This is a genomic window from Halomonas alkalisoli, assembly GCF_021412585.1.
Lineage (GTDB): Bacteria > Pseudomonadota > Gammaproteobacteria > Pseudomonadales > Halomonadaceae > Halomonas > Halomonas alkalisoli.
On sequence record NZ_JAKCMI010000021.1, the window covers coordinates 76,406 to 93,901 of the forward strand.

The following is a 17,496-nucleotide window of genomic DNA, read 5'->3' on the forward strand; positions in this document are numbered from 1 at the left end:
CTCCTTGATCGTGACAGTGCACTCGCTGCAATGGGATGTGGCCGAGGGCCGGGCCGAAACCAGCCAACCAACATCGCCTGTAAGGCTATGGGCCATTTCCCGACAGACACCTCGTGAACGATTTATCGCGAGGAGGCGAATCATGAAGCGTACAGGTTGGTGGATGGCAGCGACCCTGATGATCGGCGTGGCTTGGTCCATGGGGGCTCTCGCCGAGGGGCGCATCTTTACCCGCGATGGCCTGGCCATCGGCGGCACGGATCCGGTGGCTTATTTCACCCAGGGTAAGCCGATCCAGGGTTCGCCCGGCTATCAGTTAGAGTGGCGTAATGCCACCTGGCAGTTCGTGTCGGCAGAGCATCGTGACCGATTCCAGGCGGCCCCCGAGACCTATGCACCGCAGTACGGTGGCTGGTGCGCCTGGGCGGCGGCACGCGGTGAGGCCGCAGCAACCATTCCCGAGGCGTGGAAAATCGTCGACGACAAGCTCTATCTGAACTATAACCGACGGATCCAGCGACGCTGGGAGAGCGACATTCCCGGCAACATCGAGGCGGCCGATGAGCACTGGCCGAATATCTTCCAGTAGTGCCCCGAGCTGAGCCGCGCGGCTTCGCCGGTAAAGGCATTTGCCAACCCCACCGGCCAGGGCTGATCCGGGCCATGATGCTTGAGCAGCTGGGACAGGCGATTGTAGGGTGACGGTGATCGCCCCTCCATGACAGGAGAAAATCCATGACAATCTTCGAGGCACTGCGACAAGACCACGATATTCAACGCGATCTGCTCGCCCGCCTGATGGAGACACAGGGCGACAGCGAGGAACGGCATGCGCTGTACCGCCAGGTACGCGACGAATTGAAGCATCACGCCGCCGCCGAGGAGCGAGCCCTCTACATCCCCATGATGGCCATCGACCTGACCCAGGAGAAAGCACGGCACAGCGTGGCGGAACACCACGAAATCGACGAGATGATCGAAACGCTGGATGCCACCGACTACGCCTCCCCGGGCTGGCTGGCCAACGCCAAGAAGCTGAACCACCTGGTGCTGCATCACCTCGATGAAGAAGAACAGGAAGTCTTCCAGCTAGCCGGGCGCGGCCTGGCCAGCGAGCAGAAGACAGCGCTGGCCGATGACTATCTCGAGGAAATGGCCAGGCAACGTAGTGCATGACGTTCATGCGGCCCGGCCGACGGCGCCTCGGCAACCCCTCGTCGTACCAGTGACGCATGAGAACACCCCGAAGGCTGGATTGGATGTCCAGATGTCGGGCTGCTGCTGAAAACGGAATATGTCAGCCATGGCTGATAACTACAGCGCAGGAAGCATCTGCGTGGAGGAAAGTGAACGTTTTGTCCTCTCCGTTCGAATTCGTCAATTCATGACACGCCAGACCCCTTCGAGAATGCGCACCTTGCCTGCGGCGAGATTGTCACGCAGGTTACGCCCCATGATGGGAAACACCTCCCCGAAAATCTGCTCCGGCCCCGGCAATCCGTGGCCCTTCTCGAGCGCGTCATCAAGGCGACTCTCACGTCGGCTGCGCACCTGTCGCCAGGCCAGGGCCGCATCAGTTACATCATCCACCCTCAGCGGCTCGAAGCCGGATAGCGCCATGGCGCGCTCGAGCTGCTCCCGACTGCGCAGATGGCTGGTGGCAGGCGTACGTGCCCAGGGAACCGGAAGTGCCAGCGGCTCGGGGTTGTCACCGGCAACGACCTCATGCAACAGCACGCATCCACCAGGCGCCAGCAGGCGCTGCCACTCCGCCAGCACCCGCGGTACGTGCGGCATGTTCATCAGCGCATGCTGGCACCACACCCGGTCGACGCTGTCCGGGGCCAGGGGCACACTGGCGGCATCGGCACACAGGAAGCGGGTACGATCGGTCAGGCCGGTTGCCGCGCTGAGCCAGCTCGCCACTTCCACGAAGGCCGCCGTAATGTCGACACCCACCACGTTGCAGCCGTACTCGGCGGCCAGCAGACGGCCGGCGCCGCCGGTGCCACAGCCGACGTCGAGCACCCGTTCACCGCCTTGCAGCTCTCCCATCGCCGCCAGGGAGCGGCTTGCCCGGCGCCCGCCAAGATGGAGCTGGTCGATGCCGGCCACCTCATCGACACTCAGATGGTCAGGGTCGCAACCGGCATCAACAAAGGCGTTGCGCAGCCGAGCCAGCAGGCTCCCACCTTCGCTCGTGGTCGCGGCATCGTAATGCGCATTGAGCCACCGGACATGATCCGGGGAGTTGTCACCGTGAGCGGTTGGCATGGCAGGCTCCTCGCCTTCAGGATTGAATGGTGCCAGCTTAGGCCTCGTTGGCGCCCATCCCCATTGGCCAAAGGTCTGCACGCCCCTCGACAGGAGAACCCATGAGCCCACGCATCGCCAGGATCGCCGCCCTCTCCATTAGCCTGATGCTGAGCGCATGTACCGGAACCCCCAAGGGCACGCAGCCGGTCACCGGCTTCGAACTCGAACGCTACCTCGGCCAATGGTATGAGGTTGCCCGCTTCGACCACTCCTTCGAGCGCGGACTGGACTGCGTCACCGCCGACTACTCCCTGCGCGATGACGGCGGCGTGCGGGTCATCAACCGCGGCGTGAACCTGGAAACCGGCGAGGAGAACGAGGCGGAGGGACGCGCCTACTTCGTCAGGGACGAGCGCGTGGCCCATCTCAAGGTGAGCTTCTTCGGGCCCTTCTATGGTGGCTACAACGTGCTGGCGCTCGACGACGAGTATCGCTGGGCACTGGTATCGGGCCCTACCCGCGACTACCTGTGGGTTCTTGCCCGCGAACCCGAACTCGACCCGACCGTTTACCGTGCGCTGGTCGAAGATGCCGAACGCATGGCCTTCCCCGTGGATGAGCTGATCGAGGTTGAGCAGGGCGATGCCTGCAACGACTGGCGGTAGCCCCAGTTTCAATATCGCACCCGGGCTTTCACCAGCCCGACGCCGGGGCTTGTGGGGAACGTTCATCAACGGGAAGGTAGCTCAGAATTCACGACACGATCAGGGCAGGGCCATGCTGGCGGAATGGATCGAGCTGAGTCTGGAGGGGACGGCACCCACCGAGCGTACAGGACGCATGGCGGGTGGACGTTTTCTGATTCATGCCCCGGGCATACTCGAGCTGATTCCCGATTCGGCTGGCAAAGACGCCCAGGCCTGCGTTCTCTCCGCGGGCATCCACGGCAACGAGACCGCTCCCATCGAGCTGCTGGGCCGCTGCTTGGCCCGACTCGAGGCGCGGCTTCTCGCAGTGGGCGCACCGGTGCTGGTGATTCTGGGCAACCTGGCATCGATTCGTAGCGGCAAGCGCTATGTGGAAACCAATCTCAACAGGCTGTTTCGTCGAGAGTTGGACGAAGAGGGCAGGGAACCCGAGCGAGCACGGGAGCTGATGCGCGCCGTCGATGGTTTCTTCGCGCGCCATGCACAGCTGCCCCGACTGCACTACGACTTGCATACGGCGATTCGTGACAGCCGTTATCCACGTTTCGTGGTCGAGCCTTTCGGCGAGACGCCCACCCGGGCCGAGCAATGGACATGGCTTGCCGGGGCGGATATCCAGGCGGCACTGCATCAGCACCGCCACAGCTGGACCTTCTCCCACTACTCGAAGCATTATCACCAGGCCCAGGCCTTCACCCTGGAGCTGGGGCGCGCCCTGCCCTTCGGTCACAACGACCTGGCGGCCCTCGCCCCGATGGGCCGGCTGCTGGAAGACCTGATTGCGGGACGAAAGCCAGCCCAGGCGCCGGCGTCGCAGATGGCCTTCTTCCGGGTCGCCCATGAGCTGATGCGGGAATCCGAGTCGTTCCGGCTCTGCTTTGCCGACGATACGCCCAATTTCACCGAGTTCCCCCCCGGCACACGACTGGCCGAGGACGACAAGGCAGGGCCCTTCATCGTCGGAGAGACCCCTCTGAGCGTGGTATTTCCCAATGCCCAGGTCGAGCTGGGGGCCCGGGCAGCACTGCTGGCGACCCGGGCCGAGCAGCCTGTCTGAACGAGCGTCGCAACCCAAGGCATCGGAGCCAAATTCCCCTATTCACGATATCATTGACAGTAAAAATAACGGCTATACAACAATAATCTGGAGCAATCTGATGACAAAGCGCACCGACCCATACAGCCAAGGTCGAATGGCACCCACCCCCGACCAGCCTGGTCAAAGCATCCTGGCCTGTTAGAATCGCCCCTTTTTCATGCCTGCACGCTTAACCGGCCCGTCGCTGCTGGCGACCCGTCCCGACCTGGAGTCCACCCATGGCCGATACCCCGATTCCTCTCGAAGTGCGCAACATCAAGAAGCGCTTCGGCGATACCGAAGTGCTCAAGGGCCTCTCGCTGCAGGCCAGGAAAGGTGACGTCATAACCTTGATCGGGGCCTCCGGCTCCGGCAAGAGTACTTTCCTGCGCTGCATGAACCTGCTCGAGCAACCCGACGACGGCGACCTGATCGTCCACGGCGAAGCGGTGCAGTTCAAGCAGACCCGCCATGGCCGCGAACCGGCCGACTGGAAGCAGGTGGTGCGGATGCGCGCCAAGCTGTCGATGGTATTCCAGAGCTTCAACCTCTGGGCCCACATGACGCTGCTCGAAAACGTCATCGAGGCGCCGATCCATGTGCTCGGCAAGCCGAAGAAGGAAGCCATCGAGCAAGGCCGTGCCCTGCTTGAGCGTGTCGGGCTGACCGCCCGTGCCGATGCCTACCCGGCACAGATGTCCGGTGGCCAGCAGCAGCGCGGCGCCATTGCCCGGGCGCTGGCCATGGACCCGGAGGTGATGCTGTTCGATGAGCCCACATCGGCGCTGGACCCGGAGCTGGTGGGCGAGGTGCTCAAGGTCATGCATGGCCTGGCCGACGAGGGGCGCACCATGGTGGTGGTCACCCATGAGATGGGCTTCGCTCGCGACGTCTCCAGTCAGGTGATCTACCTGCACCAGGGCCTGGCTGAAGAGGCAGGACCGCCTCAGGACGTGCTGGTCAACCCCACCTCGCCGCGGCTCAAGCAGTTCCTGGCGCCGAAGTACTGAGGAATTCCACCATGCTCGACCTACACGGCTATGGGCCCCGGCTACTGGAAGGTGCCGGCGTCACCATCCAGCTAGCGCTGCTGTCACTGATACTGTCCATCATACTGGGGCTGCTCACCGCCAGTGCCAAGATGTCGCGCAGCTGGCTGCTGCACAAGGTTGCCACGCTCTACACCACGGTGATTCGCGGCGTGCCCGACCTGGTGTTGATGATGCTGCTGTTCTTCGGTGGCCAGATGGCATTGAACGTGTTGACCGATATGATCTACGACCGCTTCGGCGTGGACTGGTACGTCAACCTCAATGCCTTTGCCGCCGGGGTCATCACCATCGGCTTCATCTTCGGCGCCTACATGGGCGAGACCTTCCGCGGCGCCTTCATGGCGGTGGATCACGGCCAGATCGAGGCCGGCAAGGCCTACGGCATGAGCCCCTGGCTGGTGTTCCGGCGAATACGCTTTCCGCTGATGATGCGCCACGCCCTGCCCGGACTCTCCAACAACTGGATGGTGCTACTCAAGACCACCGCTCTGGTGTCGGTGATCGGCCTGACGGATATGGTGCGCGTGGCCGCCGAAGCCTCCCGCGCCACCCATGAACCGTTCACCTTCCTGTTGCCGGTTGCAGCCGTCTACCTGTTGATCGCCAGCCTCTCGGAGTGGCTGTTCGTCCGACTGCAGAAACGCTACAACGTTGGCTTCGGGGAGCACTGATATGGAATGGTTCAATGCGCTACTCGCTGACAATCGCATCTTCACGCCCAACACTATCGCCTTCTACTGGGAAGGCCTGGTAACCACCACACAGCTGGTGTTCCTGTCGCTGCTGGTAGGACTGGTGCTCGCAGTGCCGCTGGCCATCGGGCGCAGCTCCCGGCACCGCTGGATCAGCCTGCCAATCTACGTCTATACCTACGTCTTTCGCGGCACGCCGCTGCTGATCCAGCTCTATATCATCTACTACGGCGTCGTCTTCTTCGATGGCATCCAGGAGACCTTCCTCTGGCCGATGCTGAGAGAGGCGTTCTACCCGGCGCTGATCGCCTTCACGCTGAACACCGCGGCCTATACCACCGAGATATTCCGCGGTGCCATCAAGGCCACGTCACGCGGCGAGATCGAAGCGGCCAGGGCCTATGGCATGTCGCCGGGCTTGACGATGCGACGCATCATCCTGCCCAGCGCCTTTCGCCGGGCGCTGCCGGCCTACGGCAACGAGGTAATCTTCATGCTCCATGCCAGCGCCATCGCCAGCGTGGTCACGCTGATGGATCTCACCGGCGCCGCCCGCTTCGTCTATGCACGTTTCTATGCGCCATTCGAGGCGTTCCTGTTTGCCGCGGCGATCTATCTCTGCCTGACGTTCGCCATCCTGTTCTTCTTCCGTTGGTTGGAGAAACGTCTGCTCGCTCACCTCCGGCCGCAGAGCGGCTGATGTGGCAACGTCAAACAGGCGTTGGAAAATTCACGCCCGTGGGCTTTCGGCCCTGGCGTGGCTGCGCTAAATTCAGGCGCGACGTCACCGTAAAACGGTGCACGAAATGACAACAAGGAAACCATCATGAAAAAACTGCTGACCGTCTCCCTCCTGGGCCTGGCCATTGCCGCCGGCACTGCCCAGGCTCGTGATTACGACCACGTGCGCTTCGGCGTCGACGTACCCTACGAGCCGATGGAGTACCGTGACGCCGACGGCGAGCTGACCGGCTTCGACATCGAACTGGGCAACGCCCTGTGCGCCGAGATCGGTGTAACCTGCGAGTGGATCGAACAGGAGTGGGACGGCATCATTCCCGGCCTGCTGGCGCGCAACTACGACGCCATCATGTCCTCCATGACCATCAATGACGAGCGCCGCCAGACCGTGCTCTTCTCCGATCCCTACATCACCATCCCCGGCGCCTGGTTCGCCCCCGCCGGCAGCGAGATCGAAGAGATCAATGAAGAGGCCCTGGCCGACAAGAGCATCGGCGTGCAGCGTGGCACCACCTTCGACAGCTACGTCACCGACAACTACGGTGGCGTAGCCAATATCAGCCGCTACTCCACCGCCGACGACATGGTGCTTGATCTGCAGTCACAGCGCCTGGACCTCGTCTTCCTGGAGTTCATCGTCGGCCAGGTCACGCTGCTCGAGAACCACGAAGGCGAGTACCAGGTGGTCGGTGAAATGGTCACCGAACCCGAGGAGTACTTCGGCGAAGGCTTCGGCATCGCCTTCCGTCTGCGCGACGAAGCGCTCGCGGAACGCTTCAACGAAGCGCTGGCCACCCTCAAGGAAGACGGCACCTACGACGAGATCTTCGAGCGCTACTTCGGCGAAGAGTAAGCCTTCACGGTAACCTCGATACCCGTCACAAGGCCACGCCATTCCGATGGCGTGGCCGCTTGACAGGCCAGGCGCGTTCGCGCATGTTTGGCAGGTCGCCTTGAAAAGAGCGAGAGGTTCTTCCCATGATCATCAATGGTGGTTTCGTTGAGAGTTTCTATCTCAGCGAATGGTTCGACGAATAGCCCCCTTCCGGCCAGCCCCTGGCCCGGCACGCCAGTGCCTCGTTCTCTGCCGTCCTCCTCGTGATCCAAGCCATGGCCCCGGCTAACGCCTGCCCATGACTGCGCTCCGTCGATAACGGCTCCGGCTTCACGGCCAATTCCCAGCAGTTCATCAACTGCCTACCAACAAGCACAAGCTGCCTGTGCGCAGCATTCATGCGCTCATGACATGCACCGAAGACATGCGATTACGGCATGCACTCGTGCCATGTCCTTTTGGAGAGAGTCCCATGCGTTATTCATCCTTCTTGCTGACCGCCACCCTTGGCGCCACCCTGGTTGCCGGTACCGCCCAGGCTCGTGATTACAGCGAAATCCGCCTCGGCGTCGACCTGCCTTACGAGCCGTTCATGTATCGCGAGGCCGATGGCGAGCTGACCGGTTTCGAGATCGAGCTTGGCGAAGCCGTGTGTGACTATCTGGAAGCCACCTGCACCTGGGTGGAACAGGATTGGGACGGCATCATCCCTGGCCTGCTGGCACGCAACTACGATGCCATCATGTCGTCGATGTCGATCAACGAGGAGCGTGCCCAGCAGGTACTCTTTTCCGAGGCCTACTACACCACGCCCAGCGTCTGGGTAACTGCGCTGGACCGGGAGATCGACATCGACGACCGCGCCAGTCTCGAGGGGCTGGTCGTGGGCGTGCAGCGTGCCACGCTGCAGGACAACTATGTCACCGAGCTCTACGGCGATGTGGTGGAAGTGCGCCGCTACACCGGCGGCAGCGAGGTGGTCACCGACATGCGTGCCGGTCGCCTGGACCTGGCCTTCATGGACTACCCGGTGGCGGAGTCCAACATGGCGATTGACACCGACGAGAGCGAATTCAAGCGGATCAGCGACTTCATCAAGGAGCCCTCACATATCTTCGGCGAGGGCGTGGGCGTGGCCTTCCGCAAGCGCGACCAGGCACTCGCGGACGACTTCAACGAGGCCCTCGCCGCCCTCAAGGAAGACGGCACCTACGACGAGATCATGAACCGCTACTTCAGCTACGATATCAAGCTATAGGTTCTGCCGCGGCAACGCCTTCGAACGCCGGCCCTGCCGGCGTTCGCTGCTTCCCAACCACGCTGAATCAGGACCCTGTATGCTGACCCTGCTGAAGAATGCCCGCCTCTTCGCTCCCGAGCCCCTGGGGCTCTGTCATCTGCTGATTGTCGATCAGCGCATCGCCGCCATTGTGTCGGCCGATGCCGAACCGCCCGTCAGCGGTAGCGCCGTCGAGGTGATCGACCTGGAAGGCCGCCGGGTCATTCCCGGCCTGGTCGACCCGCTGGTGCACTTCATCGGCGGCGGCGGCGAAGGTGGCTTCGGCACGCGCACCGCCGAACTCACCCTCGAGGACGCCCTGGCCTCAGGCACCACCACCCTGGTCGGCGCGCTGGGCACCGATGCCCTGACTCGTACACCGGCCAACCTGCTGGGCAAGGCCCGGGAGCTCGCTGCGGGAGGCCTGACCACCTACTGCTATACCGGCTCCTACCAGCTGCCGCCAGTGACGCTGACCGGCTCCGTGGGCAGCGATATTCTCTTCGTGCCGGAATTCATCGGCCTGGGGGAAGTGGCGATCAGCGACCACCGCGGCTCCCAGCCCAGCGCCTTCGAGCTCGCCCGGCTGGCTTCCGAGGCACGAACCGCCGGGATGCTGGCCGGCAAGTCGGGTATCGTCTTCATCCATACCGGCGATGCCCCCACGCATCTGGAACCGCTGCGTGAGGCCGCCCGCACCAGCGCCATTCCGGTGGCCCAGTTCCTGCCCACCCATATCAATCGAACGCCTTCGCTGTTCGAGGATGGCCTGCGCTTCGCCCGCGAAGGGGGGCGCATCGACTTCACCACCAGCACCACGCCGGAGCTGCTGGCCGGCGGCGAAGTGCCGGCATCGGAAGCCGTGGCCCGGGCTCTGGAAGCCCGCGTGGAGCCGTCGAGAATCACGCTCTCATCGGATGCCAATGCCTCGCTGCCCCAGTTCGACGAGGCACGCCGCTTCGTCGGCCTGAGGGCGGGCCGACTGGGCAGCCTGTTCGAGGTGCTGGGGCAATGCGTCAACGACCATGGCATTCCGCTGGAGCGCGCCATCGGCGTCGCCAGCACCCATGCCGCCGACGCCCTCAAGCTCCCACGCAAGGGGCGCCTGCAGGCGGGCAGCGACGCCGACCTGCTGGTACTCGCCGACAACGGCTGGGTGCTCGACGAGGTGTGGGCGCTGGGCAGGCGGGCTTTTCAGCGGCAGTGATCAACCGCCACGGTGAGCGCCGGCCACATGGCTGCCGCCGTTCAGGTTGACCGCCCCCTCACCCGGCCGCTCCTGCGACAGCTCCTGCAGAATGCCGCAGTGGCTGGAGTCGGTTTCGCCGTTGCAGCGAGAGCGCAAGGTTGCCAGTGCTTCTTGCAGCGCCTGCAGCTGCTCGATGCGGGCCTCGACGTGGGCCAGGTGGTCGTCGATCAGACCATTGACGGCATTGCAGGGCTGACGCGGATGGTCATGGTAGTCGAGCAGTGTGCGGATCTCGTCCAGGGTCATATCCAGCGTGCGGCAGTGGCGGATGAAGCGCAGCCGCTCGGCGTGGGGCTCGGCGTAGAGCCGATAGTTGCCACTGCTGCGGGCCGGCTCGGGCAACAGCCCTTCCCGCTCATAGTAGCGGATGGTCTCCACCGGGCAGCCCGTACGGGTGGCCAGCTCGCCGATCTTCATTTCATTCCTCCAGGATTTTTCTTGACCCTGTAGTGGCTACAGGGTGTGTCATCAGCATAGACGATGACAAGGAAGCTCCACCATGCTCGAGAAGACCGACGACTGCTGCGCTCCCCTCTCGCCTCGCTCCGGTAGTGAACGACCGACGCCGCCACCCGCGGGTACACGAGCCCTGCGGCTACGAATCGAGGCCATGGATTGTCCCACCGAGGAGGCGCTGCTGCGCCGGGCGCTCTCGGACGCCCCTGGCGTCGAGGCGCTGGAGTTCGACCTGATCGGCCGGGTGCTGACCGTGCATCACCGTGATGCCGACGAGGAAGCGATCCATCGACGCATCGCCGCCACCGGCATGACACCGCAGGTGGCGAGCCCGAGCCACCGCCCACCCGGGGCCGCCACCAACGAACAGGAGAACTGGTGGAAGCTGGGCATGGCTGCGACTCTCGCCCTGGCCGCCGAGGCCAGTCACTGGCTGGGCCTGGCCGAACCCTGGCTCGCTGCCGCACTGGCGCTGGCGGCCATCGGCATGGTCGGCCTGCCCACCTGGAAGAAGGGTTTCATTGCCCTGCGCCACCGCACCCTCAACATCAATGCGCTGATGAGCGTGGCGGTGACCGGCGCACTGCTGATCGGACAGTGGGCCGAAGCCGCCATGGTGATCGTGCTGTTCACCCTGGCCGAGCGTATCGAGGCACACTCGCTGGGCAGGGCGCGACGCGCCATTCGCGACCTGCTCTCGCTGGCCCCGGAAACGGCCAACGTGGAGCAGGCCGACGGCGGATTCATCCGGCAGGCCGCAGACGCCGTTGCCGTCGGCAGCCGGGTTCGCGTGCAAGCCGGCGAGCGCCTCGCCCTGGACGGAGAGGTGGAGCTAGGCACGCCCACGCTGGATGAATCCCCCATCACCGGCGAGAGCCTGCCCGTGGACAAGCACCCCGGCGACAGCGTCTTCGCCGGCAGCGTGAACCGCAACGGCGAATTCACCTATCGCACTACCCGGGCCGCCAGCGATACCACGCTGGCGCGGATCATCCACGCCGTCGAGCAGGCCCAGGGGCAACGCGCCCCCACCCAGCGCTTCATCGACCGCTTTGCCGCCATCTATACCCCCGCGGTCTTCGCCATGGCGCTGCTTACCGCCCTGCTGCTGCCCCTGTTGTTCGGGGTGACCTGGCTGGAAGGTATCTATCGTGCCCTGGTACTGCTGGTCATCGCCTGCCCCTGCGCCCTGGTGATCTCCACCCCCGTGACCATCGTCAGCGGCCTCGCGGCGGCAGCCAGGTCCGGCATCCTGATCAAGGGCGGCACCTTCCTGGAGCAGGGCCACCGCCTGCGCATCCTGGCCTTCGACAAGACCGGTACCCTGACCCGGGGCGAGCCGGCCCAGCGTCACTGGCAAGCACTCGATGCCGGCCTGGCGCCGGAGGGCCGCGAGCGGCTTCACGCCCTGGCGGCCGGGCTCGCGAGCCGTTCCGGCCACCCGGTCTCCGCGGCCGTGGCACAGGCCGCTGCGCACGCCGGCATCGCGCCGCTACGGGTGGAAGAGGTCAATGAGCAGCCCGGCCTCGGCGTCGTCGCGACGCTTGAAGGACGCCCGGTATGGCTGGGCAATCGCCGCCTGCTTGCGCAATTCGCTCGGCTGACGAGCGACGCCGAGCGTCGCATTGCCGAGTACGAGGCACGTGGCGAGACGCTGGTGATCCTCGGCGAGGGCGACCGTCCTGTGGCACTGTTTGCCGTCAGCGATCCGCTGCGTGGAGAGAGCCAGGCGGCCATCGCCGCACTGCAGGCCCGCGGCATCAGGACGATGGTGCTCAGTGGGGACAACCCGACCAGCGTCGCGGCCGTCGCCGCCGAGGCCGGCATCGACGACGCCTACGGGGCTTTGCTGCCGGAGGACAAGCTGGCGATGATCGACGCCCGGGCCCAACAGGGTGTCGTCGGCATGGTGGGTGACGGCATCAACGATACCCCCGCCCTGGCCCGGGCCGACATCGGCTTTGCCATGGGCGCTGCAGGCAGCGACGCCGCCATCGAGACCGCCGACGTGGCACTGATGGACGACGACCCCCGCCGGTTGGTCACCTTCATCGACCTGTCGCGGGCCACCCGCCGGGTCCTGATCCAGAACATCGCCTTGGCCCTGGGCATCAAGGCGATATTCATGATGCTCGCCTTCACCGGCCACGCCACCCTGTGGATGGCGGTATTCGCCGACATGGGCGCCAGCCTGATCGTGGTGGCCAATGGCCTGCGCCTGCTCAACGCAGCGCGTGCCTTACCAGGGAAGGGTGCGCGATAGCCGGGCAGGATGGGGCAGCGCACCGGCGGCGGTGCTCAAGCATCCCTGCCTTCCATGGCACGCTTCATGAAGTTGAGGATCCAGCGCACCATCAGGGTGTCGTCCACTGGCGCCGAGAGCGAAGCCTCTCCCTCGCGTACCCGCTCTTCGCCCACCAGCTCGGCGCGCAGCGCCATCAGGTCCCGCGAATAGGGCTTGGCGAACTCCGGATGGCCCTGAACGCCGAGGAAGTGCGCGCCGATCTGAATCAGATAGAAGGGGCAGAACTCGCTGCCGGCGAGCACCCGGGTTTGCGGTGGCAGTTCGCTGACCTGATCCTGATGGCTGACAAGCAGGTCGAGGCTCGGCTGCCAGGGCGCCATCCACTCCGCTCGTGTCTCGACACGGTTGAACGACATCCCCACGCCCCAGCCCTTGGGGCTCTTCACCACTGCGCCGCCCAATGCCTTGGCCATCAACTGATGGCCGAAGCAGATGCCCACCAGCGGCTTGCCCGCCTCCCACAGCCGCCGCACGAAGCCGCAGAGGTCATCGACCCAGGCAAGGCCGTCATTGACGCCGTGCTTGGAGCCGGTGGTCAGCCAGGCATCCACCGCATCGATATCGTCGGGAATCTCGCCATCCTGGCAGCGCCAGACGACGAACTCGAGCGCCGGGTCGACCTTATGGAAGAGCGCGGCGAACATCTCCGGATAGTTGCCATGGGCCTCGCGCAGCTCAGGCGCCACATCATCGCACTGCAGAAGCCCTATACGCATCGCTCAGTCTCCCTGTGGGGGTTACGGCCACCCTGTTTACGGTCGTCCTTCCTGTTTACCGTCGTCCTGCTGATTAGAGTCGTCCTGCTGATTACAGTCGCCCTGCTGATTACAGTCGCCCTGCTACGGCGGAAACGAAGATATCGCGGTAGTCATCGGCAGTGAACTTGATCGGGTTGGAGCCCGATGACGGGTCGGCCACGGCCATATTGCCCACCTTGTCGGCCTGGCGGATATCGATGCCGAGGTCGGCCAGGGTATGCGGGATGCCGAGCCGCTCGCGCATTTCCAGTACCCAGTCGATCACCGCCGCCGTGCCCGGCTGGTCCAGGTCGAGGTAGCGGCCCAGGCGCACCATGGGCTCGCCGATGGCGCGCTCGTTGGCACGCAGCACATAGGGCATCAGAATGGCGTTGAGCGTTCCGTGGTGGGCGTCATGCAGCGCGCCGAGCGGATGCGCCAGGGCGTGCATCGCCCCCAGGCCGCGCTGGAAGGCGGTAGCGCCCATGCTCGAAGCCACCAGCATGTTCATGCGCGCCTCCAGGTCGTGCCCGTCGGCATAGGCGCGAGGCAGATAGTGATAGATGCGTCGCATCCCCTCGACCGCGATGCCCTCGGCCATGGGGTGGTAGAGCGGTGAGCACCAGGCTTCCAGGCAGTGGGACAGGGCATCCATGCCGGTGGCGGCGGTCATCGCCGGTGGCAGCCCCACGGTCAACTCGGGGTCGAGGATCACCATGGCCGGCACCATGCCCGGATGGAAGATGATGCGCTTGACGTGCTCGACCTCGTCGGTGATCACCGAGGCACGCCCCACCTCCGAACCGGTTCCCGCCGTGGTGGGCACGGCAATGATGGGCGCAATGGCCTGGGCATCGGCGTTCTTCCAGTTATCGCCGATATCCTCCAGCGACCACAGCGACAACCCTTCCCGCTGATTGGCCATCAGCGCCACGGCCTTGGCGGCATCCAGCCCCGAACCGCCGCCGAAGGCGATCACGCCGTCATGGCCGCCGTCCCGAAAGGCTGCCATGCCGTCGAGGACGTTCTTCCCGGTGGGGTTGCCCTTCACCTGGCTGAAGACGGCGATGCCGAGCCCGCTGTCCTGGCAGGCTTGCACGCTCTCCTGCACCATCGGCAGCGCGGCGAGGCCGGGGTCGGTGATCAGCAGCGGTGCCTGCATGCCGAGCGCCTTGCAGGCCGCGGGCAGCTCGCGGATGCGGCCCACCCCGGTGAGGATATTGGCGGGGTAGTTCCAGCCCGTGGTGAACGGCTGCATATCCGGATGATTCATATTGAACTCCTGGGCGGTGCTGCCCGTTCAGGCATGCTTGAGGTGGAAGGACTTGGGCCGCGTCAGCGTCTCGTAGCCCAGCCGCGAAAGGGAGCAACCGCGCCCCGACTGCTTGACGCCGGTCCAGGCCAGCTCCGGGTCGAGGTAGTCGCAGCGGTTGGTGAAGACGGTACCGGCGTCGAGCCGACGGGCCAGCGCCGCCCCGATGGCCCTGTCGCGGGTGAACACCGCCGCGGTGAGCCCGAAGTCGCTGTCGTTCATCAACGCGACGGCTTCGTCGTCGGAGTCCACCGCCATGATGCCCACCACCGGGCCGAAGCTCTCTTCGGTCATCACCCGCATCGAGTGATCGACGCCGGTCAGCACCTGGGGCGCCAGGTAGGCGCTGCCCGGCACCGAGAGCGGATAGTCGCCGGGGTCGATCCAGGCCCTGGCCCCGGCGGCGACCGCCTCCTCGATCTGGCCGCGCACGAAATCCGCCGCCGCCGGCCGCACCAGCGGACCCAGGGAGGTGGCAGGGTCGGTGGGATTGCCGAGCCGAAGCTGCCTGACCCAGGCCACGGCACGCTCGACGAAGGCATCGAAGATGTCGCGGTGCACATAGAGACGCTCGATGCCACAGCAGCTCTGCCCTGAATTGAAGAAGGCCCCGTCCATCACCCCGTCGACGGCGGCATCCAGATCCACATCGGGGCGGATATAGGCCGGGTCCTTGCCGCCCAGCTCGAGCCCGGTGGCAATGAATCGCCCTGCGGCGTTGCGCTCGACCATCGCCCCGCCGGGCACCGATCCGGTGAAGGAGACATGGGCGATGCGGCGGTCCTGGATCAGGTCTTCGGTGGCCTCGTGGGAGAGATGCAGGTGCTGGAAGACCCCTTCCGGCAGCCCGGCCTCGTCGAAGGCCTGCTGGAAGCGCTCGGCGCACAACGGCGTCTGCGCCGAGTGCTTGAGGATCACCGCATTGCCGGCCATGATCGCCGGCACCACCGCATTCACCGCGGTCATGAAGGGGAAGTTCCAGGGCGCGACGATGAACGACACCCCCAGCGGCTCGCGGGTGATATAGCGGCTGAAGCCCGGCTTGTCCTGGAGCACGATGGGGGCGAGCGCGTCGTCCGCCAGCGCAATCATGGTGCGCGCACGCTCCTCGAAGCCACCGATCTCGCCCGCAGCGGCGGCGATCGGCCGCCCCATCTGCCAGGTCAGTTCCTCTGCCAGCGCGTCGCGGCACGCCACGAAGGCATCCACCATGCGCGAGCAATACCGGGCACGCTCGGAGAGCGGCACGTCGCGCCAGGCCCGCTGCGCCGTCACCGCCCGCGCCAGCGTCGCCTCCACCAGGGCCGGATCGGCCTGTTCCCGTTCGACGTAGACCGAGCCGTCGACGGGGGAAATCGTCTTCTGTATGGCCATAACCACCTCAAATGATTTCGAAATAGCGATCCAACTCCCAATCAGTAATATGTCGCCGGAACTGCCGCTCCTCCCATTCGCGAGTCGCGGCAAAATGCTCGACGAAGTCGTCGCCGAATAGGGTCCGTGCCGACCCCGAGGCCTTGAGCCGCTGGGCGGCTTCCCACAGGGTCTGCGGCAGGGCCTGGCTGGCGGGGTCGGTCAGCTCGTAGGCGTTGCCGCTCACCGGCTCGCCCGGCTCGAGCCGCTGCTCGATGCCATGCAGCCCGGCACCGATTGCCGCGGCAAGGGCCAGGTAGGGGTTGGCGTCGGCGCTGCCCAGGCGATATTCCACCCGCTGCGACTTGGCGCTGCCCGGTATCACCCGCAGCGCCGTGGTACGGTTCTCCACCCCCCATGTGGCATCGGTGGGTGCCCAGAAGCCGGGGATCAGGCGGGTATAGCTGTTGACGGTCGGAGCGAACATGGCCAGGAATTCCGGCATCAGCTGCTGCTGCCCGGCCACGAAGTGACGCTGGATCTCGCTCATCTGGTGCGGCTTGTCGGCATCGAAGAAGGCCGACTCGCCGCTGTCGATGTGATTGAGCGACAGGTGGATATGACCGCTCTGGCCGGGGTAGTCTGGCGACCACTTGGCCATGAAGGTGGCCATCAGGCCGCGACGCTGCGCCCACACCTTGGTGAACGTCTTGAACAGCGCTCCCTTGTCGCCGGCGGCCAGCGCCTCGTCGACGCCAATGGCCGCTTCCAGCACGCCGGGGCCGGTCTCGGTATGCAGGCCTTCGATGGGGAAATCCATCGCCTCGGAGAGCGCCAGCAGTTCGTGATAGAGCTCACTGTGGACCGAACTCCTGAGCATCGAATAGCCCATCATGTCCGGGGTCAGCGGCTTGAGGTTGCGAAAGCCCTTTTCGCGGATCGACTCCGGTGTCTCCTGGAACAGGAAGAACTCGTACTCCAGCGCACCGTGGGCAATGAAGCCCATGTCGCGGGCCTTGGCCAATACGCGCCGAAGCAGTCCGCGCGGGCAGATCGCCTCGGCGGGGCCGGTAAACTCGGCGAGAAACAGCAGCATGTCGCCTTCGCAGGCGAGGTCGCGGCAGCTGTCGGGCAGGATTCTCAGGCCGGCATCCGGATAGCCGGTGTGCCAGCCGGTGTACTTGACGTTGTCGTAGAGCTCATCCTTGCTGTCCCAGCCCAGCACCACGTCGCAGAAGGCGAAGCCCTCCTCCAGGGCGTGGAAGAACTTGTCGCGGCGCATGTACTTGCCGACCATGACCCCGTCGATATCGAACAGGCCGACCTTGACGTGGCTCAGGCCGCGCTCCTCGACGATGCGCCGGGCATCCTCCGCACTCTTGATCTCTCTTGCCTGAAGTCGGCTCATGGTCTCTCCCTCTGCTGCCCTGTTGTTGTCATTCGA

General features: G+C 65.0%; 17 protein-coding genes. 11 read left to right on the forward strand and 6 right to left on the reverse strand.

What is annotated here, in order from left to right:
• Positions 1–142 precede the first annotated feature (142 nt).
• Complete coding sequence (locus tag LY622_RS06850) at positions 143–589, forward strand: YHS domain-containing (seleno)protein (protein WP_234290200.1); 447 nt, start codon at positions 143–145, stop codon at positions 587–589.
• Between the two features lie 146 nt (positions 590–735).
• A complete protein-coding gene (locus LY622_RS06855; RefSeq protein ID WP_234290201.1) occupies positions 736–1,176 on the forward strand; it encodes a hemerythrin domain-containing protein in 441 nt (146 codons plus the stop codon).
• 201 nt (positions 1,177–1,377) lie between these two features.
• Here the strand turns inward: LY622_RS06855 and LY622_RS06860 are convergent, their stop codons facing one another.
• Entirely contained in the window at positions 1,378–2,274 is an 897-nt protein-coding gene (locus LY622_RS06860) for an SAM-dependent methyltransferase (RefSeq protein ID WP_234290202.1), read from the reverse strand.
• A gap of 101 nt (positions 2,275–2,375) precedes the next feature.
• On the opposite strand from LY622_RS06860, the gene LY622_RS06865 reads away from it, so the two are divergent.
• The 8 genes from LY622_RS06865 (at position 2,376) to iadA (ending at position 9,847) form a co-directional block, all read left to right on the forward strand.
• On the forward strand, positions 2,376–2,921 hold the full coding sequence (locus tag LY622_RS06865; RefSeq protein WP_369413779.1) for a lipocalin family protein: 546 nt from the start codon (positions 2,376–2,378) through the stop codon (positions 2,919–2,921).
• A gap of 112 nt (positions 2,922–3,033) precedes the next feature.
• On the forward strand, positions 3,034–4,020 hold the full coding sequence (locus LY622_RS06870) for a succinylglutamate desuccinylase (RefSeq protein WP_234290203.1): 987 nt from the start codon (positions 3,034–3,036) through the stop codon (positions 4,018–4,020).
• A gap of 260 nt (positions 4,021–4,280) precedes the next feature.
• Positions 4,281–5,051, forward strand: a complete 771-nt coding sequence (locus tag LY622_RS06875; RefSeq protein ID WP_234290204.1) for an ABC transporter ATP-binding protein — start codon at positions 4,281–4,283, stop codon at positions 5,049–5,051.
• Positions 5,052–5,062: 11 nt separating this feature from the next.
• Complete coding sequence (locus LY622_RS06880; RefSeq protein ID WP_234290205.1) at positions 5,063–5,764, forward strand: ABC transporter permease; 702 nt, start codon at positions 5,063–5,065, stop codon at positions 5,762–5,764.
• Position 5,765: 1 nt separating this feature from the next.
• Entirely contained in the window at positions 5,766–6,485 is a 720-nt protein-coding gene (locus tag LY622_RS06885; protein ID WP_066452012.1) for an ABC transporter permease, read from the forward strand.
• A gap of 126 nt (positions 6,486–6,611) precedes the next feature.
• Positions 6,612–7,379: a transporter substrate-binding domain-containing protein gene (locus tag LY622_RS06890; RefSeq protein WP_234290206.1), complete on the forward strand. Its 768-nt coding sequence runs from the start codon at positions 6,612–6,614 to the stop codon at positions 7,377–7,379.
• 454 nt (positions 7,380–7,833) lie between these two features.
• Positions 7,834–8,619: a transporter substrate-binding domain-containing protein gene (locus LY622_RS06895; protein ID WP_234290207.1), complete on the forward strand. Its 786-nt coding sequence runs from the start codon at positions 7,834–7,836 to the stop codon at positions 8,617–8,619.
• Positions 8,620–8,698: 79 nt separating this feature from the next.
• The gene (gene iadA, locus LY622_RS06900) at positions 8,699–9,847 is read left to right on the forward strand and encodes a beta-aspartyl-peptidase (RefSeq protein ID WP_234290208.1); all 1,149 of its coding nucleotides are present in this window, start codon (positions 8,699–8,701) and stop codon (positions 9,845–9,847) included.
• Here iadA and cadR read toward each other — a convergent pair whose 3' ends face one another.
• Positions 9,848–10,306 (reverse strand): Cd(II)/Pb(II)-responsive transcriptional regulator, encoded by a 459-nt coding sequence (gene cadR, locus LY622_RS06905; protein ID WP_234290209.1) that lies wholly within the window; start codon positions 10,304–10,306, stop codon positions 9,848–9,850. It abuts the gene before it with no gap.
• An 82-nt stretch (positions 10,307–10,388) separates the two neighbouring features.
• Between cadR and LY622_RS06910 the strand changes: the two genes are divergently transcribed.
• Positions 10,389–12,608, forward strand: coding sequence for a heavy metal translocating P-type ATPase (locus LY622_RS06910; protein ID WP_234290210.1), 2,220 nt, complete (start codon positions 10,389–10,391; stop codon positions 12,606–12,608).
• A gap of 35 nt (positions 12,609–12,643) precedes the next feature.
• Here the strand turns inward: LY622_RS06910 and LY622_RS06915 are convergent, their stop codons facing one another.
• The 4 genes from LY622_RS06915 to LY622_RS06930 all read right to left on the reverse strand — a co-directional run bounded on the left by LY622_RS06915 (position 12,644) and on the right by LY622_RS06930 (position 17,460).
• Positions 12,644–13,366: a glutamine amidotransferase-related protein gene (locus LY622_RS06915; protein ID WP_234290211.1), complete on the reverse strand. Its 723-nt coding sequence runs from the start codon at positions 13,364–13,366 to the stop codon at positions 12,644–12,646.
• A 109-nt stretch (positions 13,367–13,475) separates the two neighbouring features.
• Complete coding sequence (locus tag LY622_RS06920) at positions 13,476–14,660, reverse strand: iron-containing alcohol dehydrogenase (RefSeq protein ID WP_234290212.1); 1,185 nt, start codon at positions 14,658–14,660, stop codon at positions 13,476–13,478.
• 27 nt (positions 14,661–14,687) lie between these two features.
• Positions 14,688–16,073, reverse strand: a complete 1,386-nt coding sequence (locus LY622_RS06925; protein WP_234290213.1) for an aldehyde dehydrogenase family protein — start codon at positions 16,071–16,073, stop codon at positions 14,688–14,690.
• A gap of 7 nt (positions 16,074–16,080) precedes the next feature.
• Positions 16,081–17,460 carry a glutamine synthetase family protein gene (locus tag LY622_RS06930; RefSeq protein WP_234290214.1) on the reverse strand — a complete coding sequence of 460 codons (1,380 nt, stop codon included), beginning with the start codon at positions 17,458–17,460 and terminating at the stop codon, positions 16,081–16,083.
• Between the last annotated feature and the right edge of the window lie 36 nt (positions 17,461–17,496).

Coding starts and splice junctions, on each gene's coding strand:
- LY622_RS06850 (WP_234290200.1), top strand. CDS start 143: ATGAAGCGTACAGGTTGGTGGATGGCAGCGACCCTGATGATCGGCGTG.
- LY622_RS06855 (WP_234290201.1), top strand. CDS start 736: ATGACAATCTTCGAGGCACTGCGACAAGACCACGATATTCAACGCGAT.
- LY622_RS06860 (WP_234290202.1), bottom strand. CDS start 2,274: ATGCCAACCGCTCACGGTGACAACTCCCCGGATCATGTCCGGTGGCTC.
- LY622_RS06865 (WP_369413779.1), top strand. CDS start 2,376: ATGAGCCCACGCATCGCCAGGATCGCCGCCCTCTCCATTAGCCTGATG.
- LY622_RS06870 (WP_234290203.1), top strand. CDS start 3,034: ATGCTGGCGGAATGGATCGAGCTGAGTCTGGAGGGGACGGCACCCACC.
- LY622_RS06875 (WP_234290204.1), top strand. CDS start 4,281: ATGGCCGATACCCCGATTCCTCTCGAAGTGCGCAACATCAAGAAGCGC.
- LY622_RS06880 (WP_234290205.1), top strand. CDS start 5,063: ATGCTCGACCTACACGGCTATGGGCCCCGGCTACTGGAAGGTGCCGGC.
- LY622_RS06885 (WP_066452012.1), top strand. CDS start 5,766: ATGGAATGGTTCAATGCGCTACTCGCTGACAATCGCATCTTCACGCCC.
- LY622_RS06890 (WP_234290206.1), top strand. CDS start 6,612: ATGAAAAAACTGCTGACCGTCTCCCTCCTGGGCCTGGCCATTGCCGCC.
- LY622_RS06895 (WP_234290207.1), top strand. CDS start 7,834: ATGCGTTATTCATCCTTCTTGCTGACCGCCACCCTTGGCGCCACCCTG.
- iadA (WP_234290208.1), top strand. CDS start 8,699: ATGCTGACCCTGCTGAAGAATGCCCGCCTCTTCGCTCCCGAGCCCCTG.
- cadR (WP_234290209.1), bottom strand. CDS start 10,306: ATGAAGATCGGCGAGCTGGCCACCCGTACGGGCTGCCCGGTGGAGACC.
- LY622_RS06910 (WP_234290210.1), top strand. CDS start 10,389: ATGCTCGAGAAGACCGACGACTGCTGCGCTCCCCTCTCGCCTCGCTCC.
- LY622_RS06915 (WP_234290211.1), bottom strand. CDS start 13,366: ATGCGTATAGGGCTTCTGCAGTGCGATGATGTGGCGCCTGAGCTGCGC.
- LY622_RS06920 (WP_234290212.1), bottom strand. CDS start 14,660: ATGAATCATCCGGATATGCAGCCGTTCACCACGGGCTGGAACTACCCC.
- LY622_RS06925 (WP_234290213.1), bottom strand. CDS start 16,073: ATGGCCATACAGAAGACGATTTCCCCCGTCGACGGCTCGGTCTACGTC.
- LY622_RS06930 (WP_234290214.1), bottom strand. CDS start 17,460: ATGAGCCGACTTCAGGCAAGAGAGATCAAGAGTGCGGAGGATGCCCGG.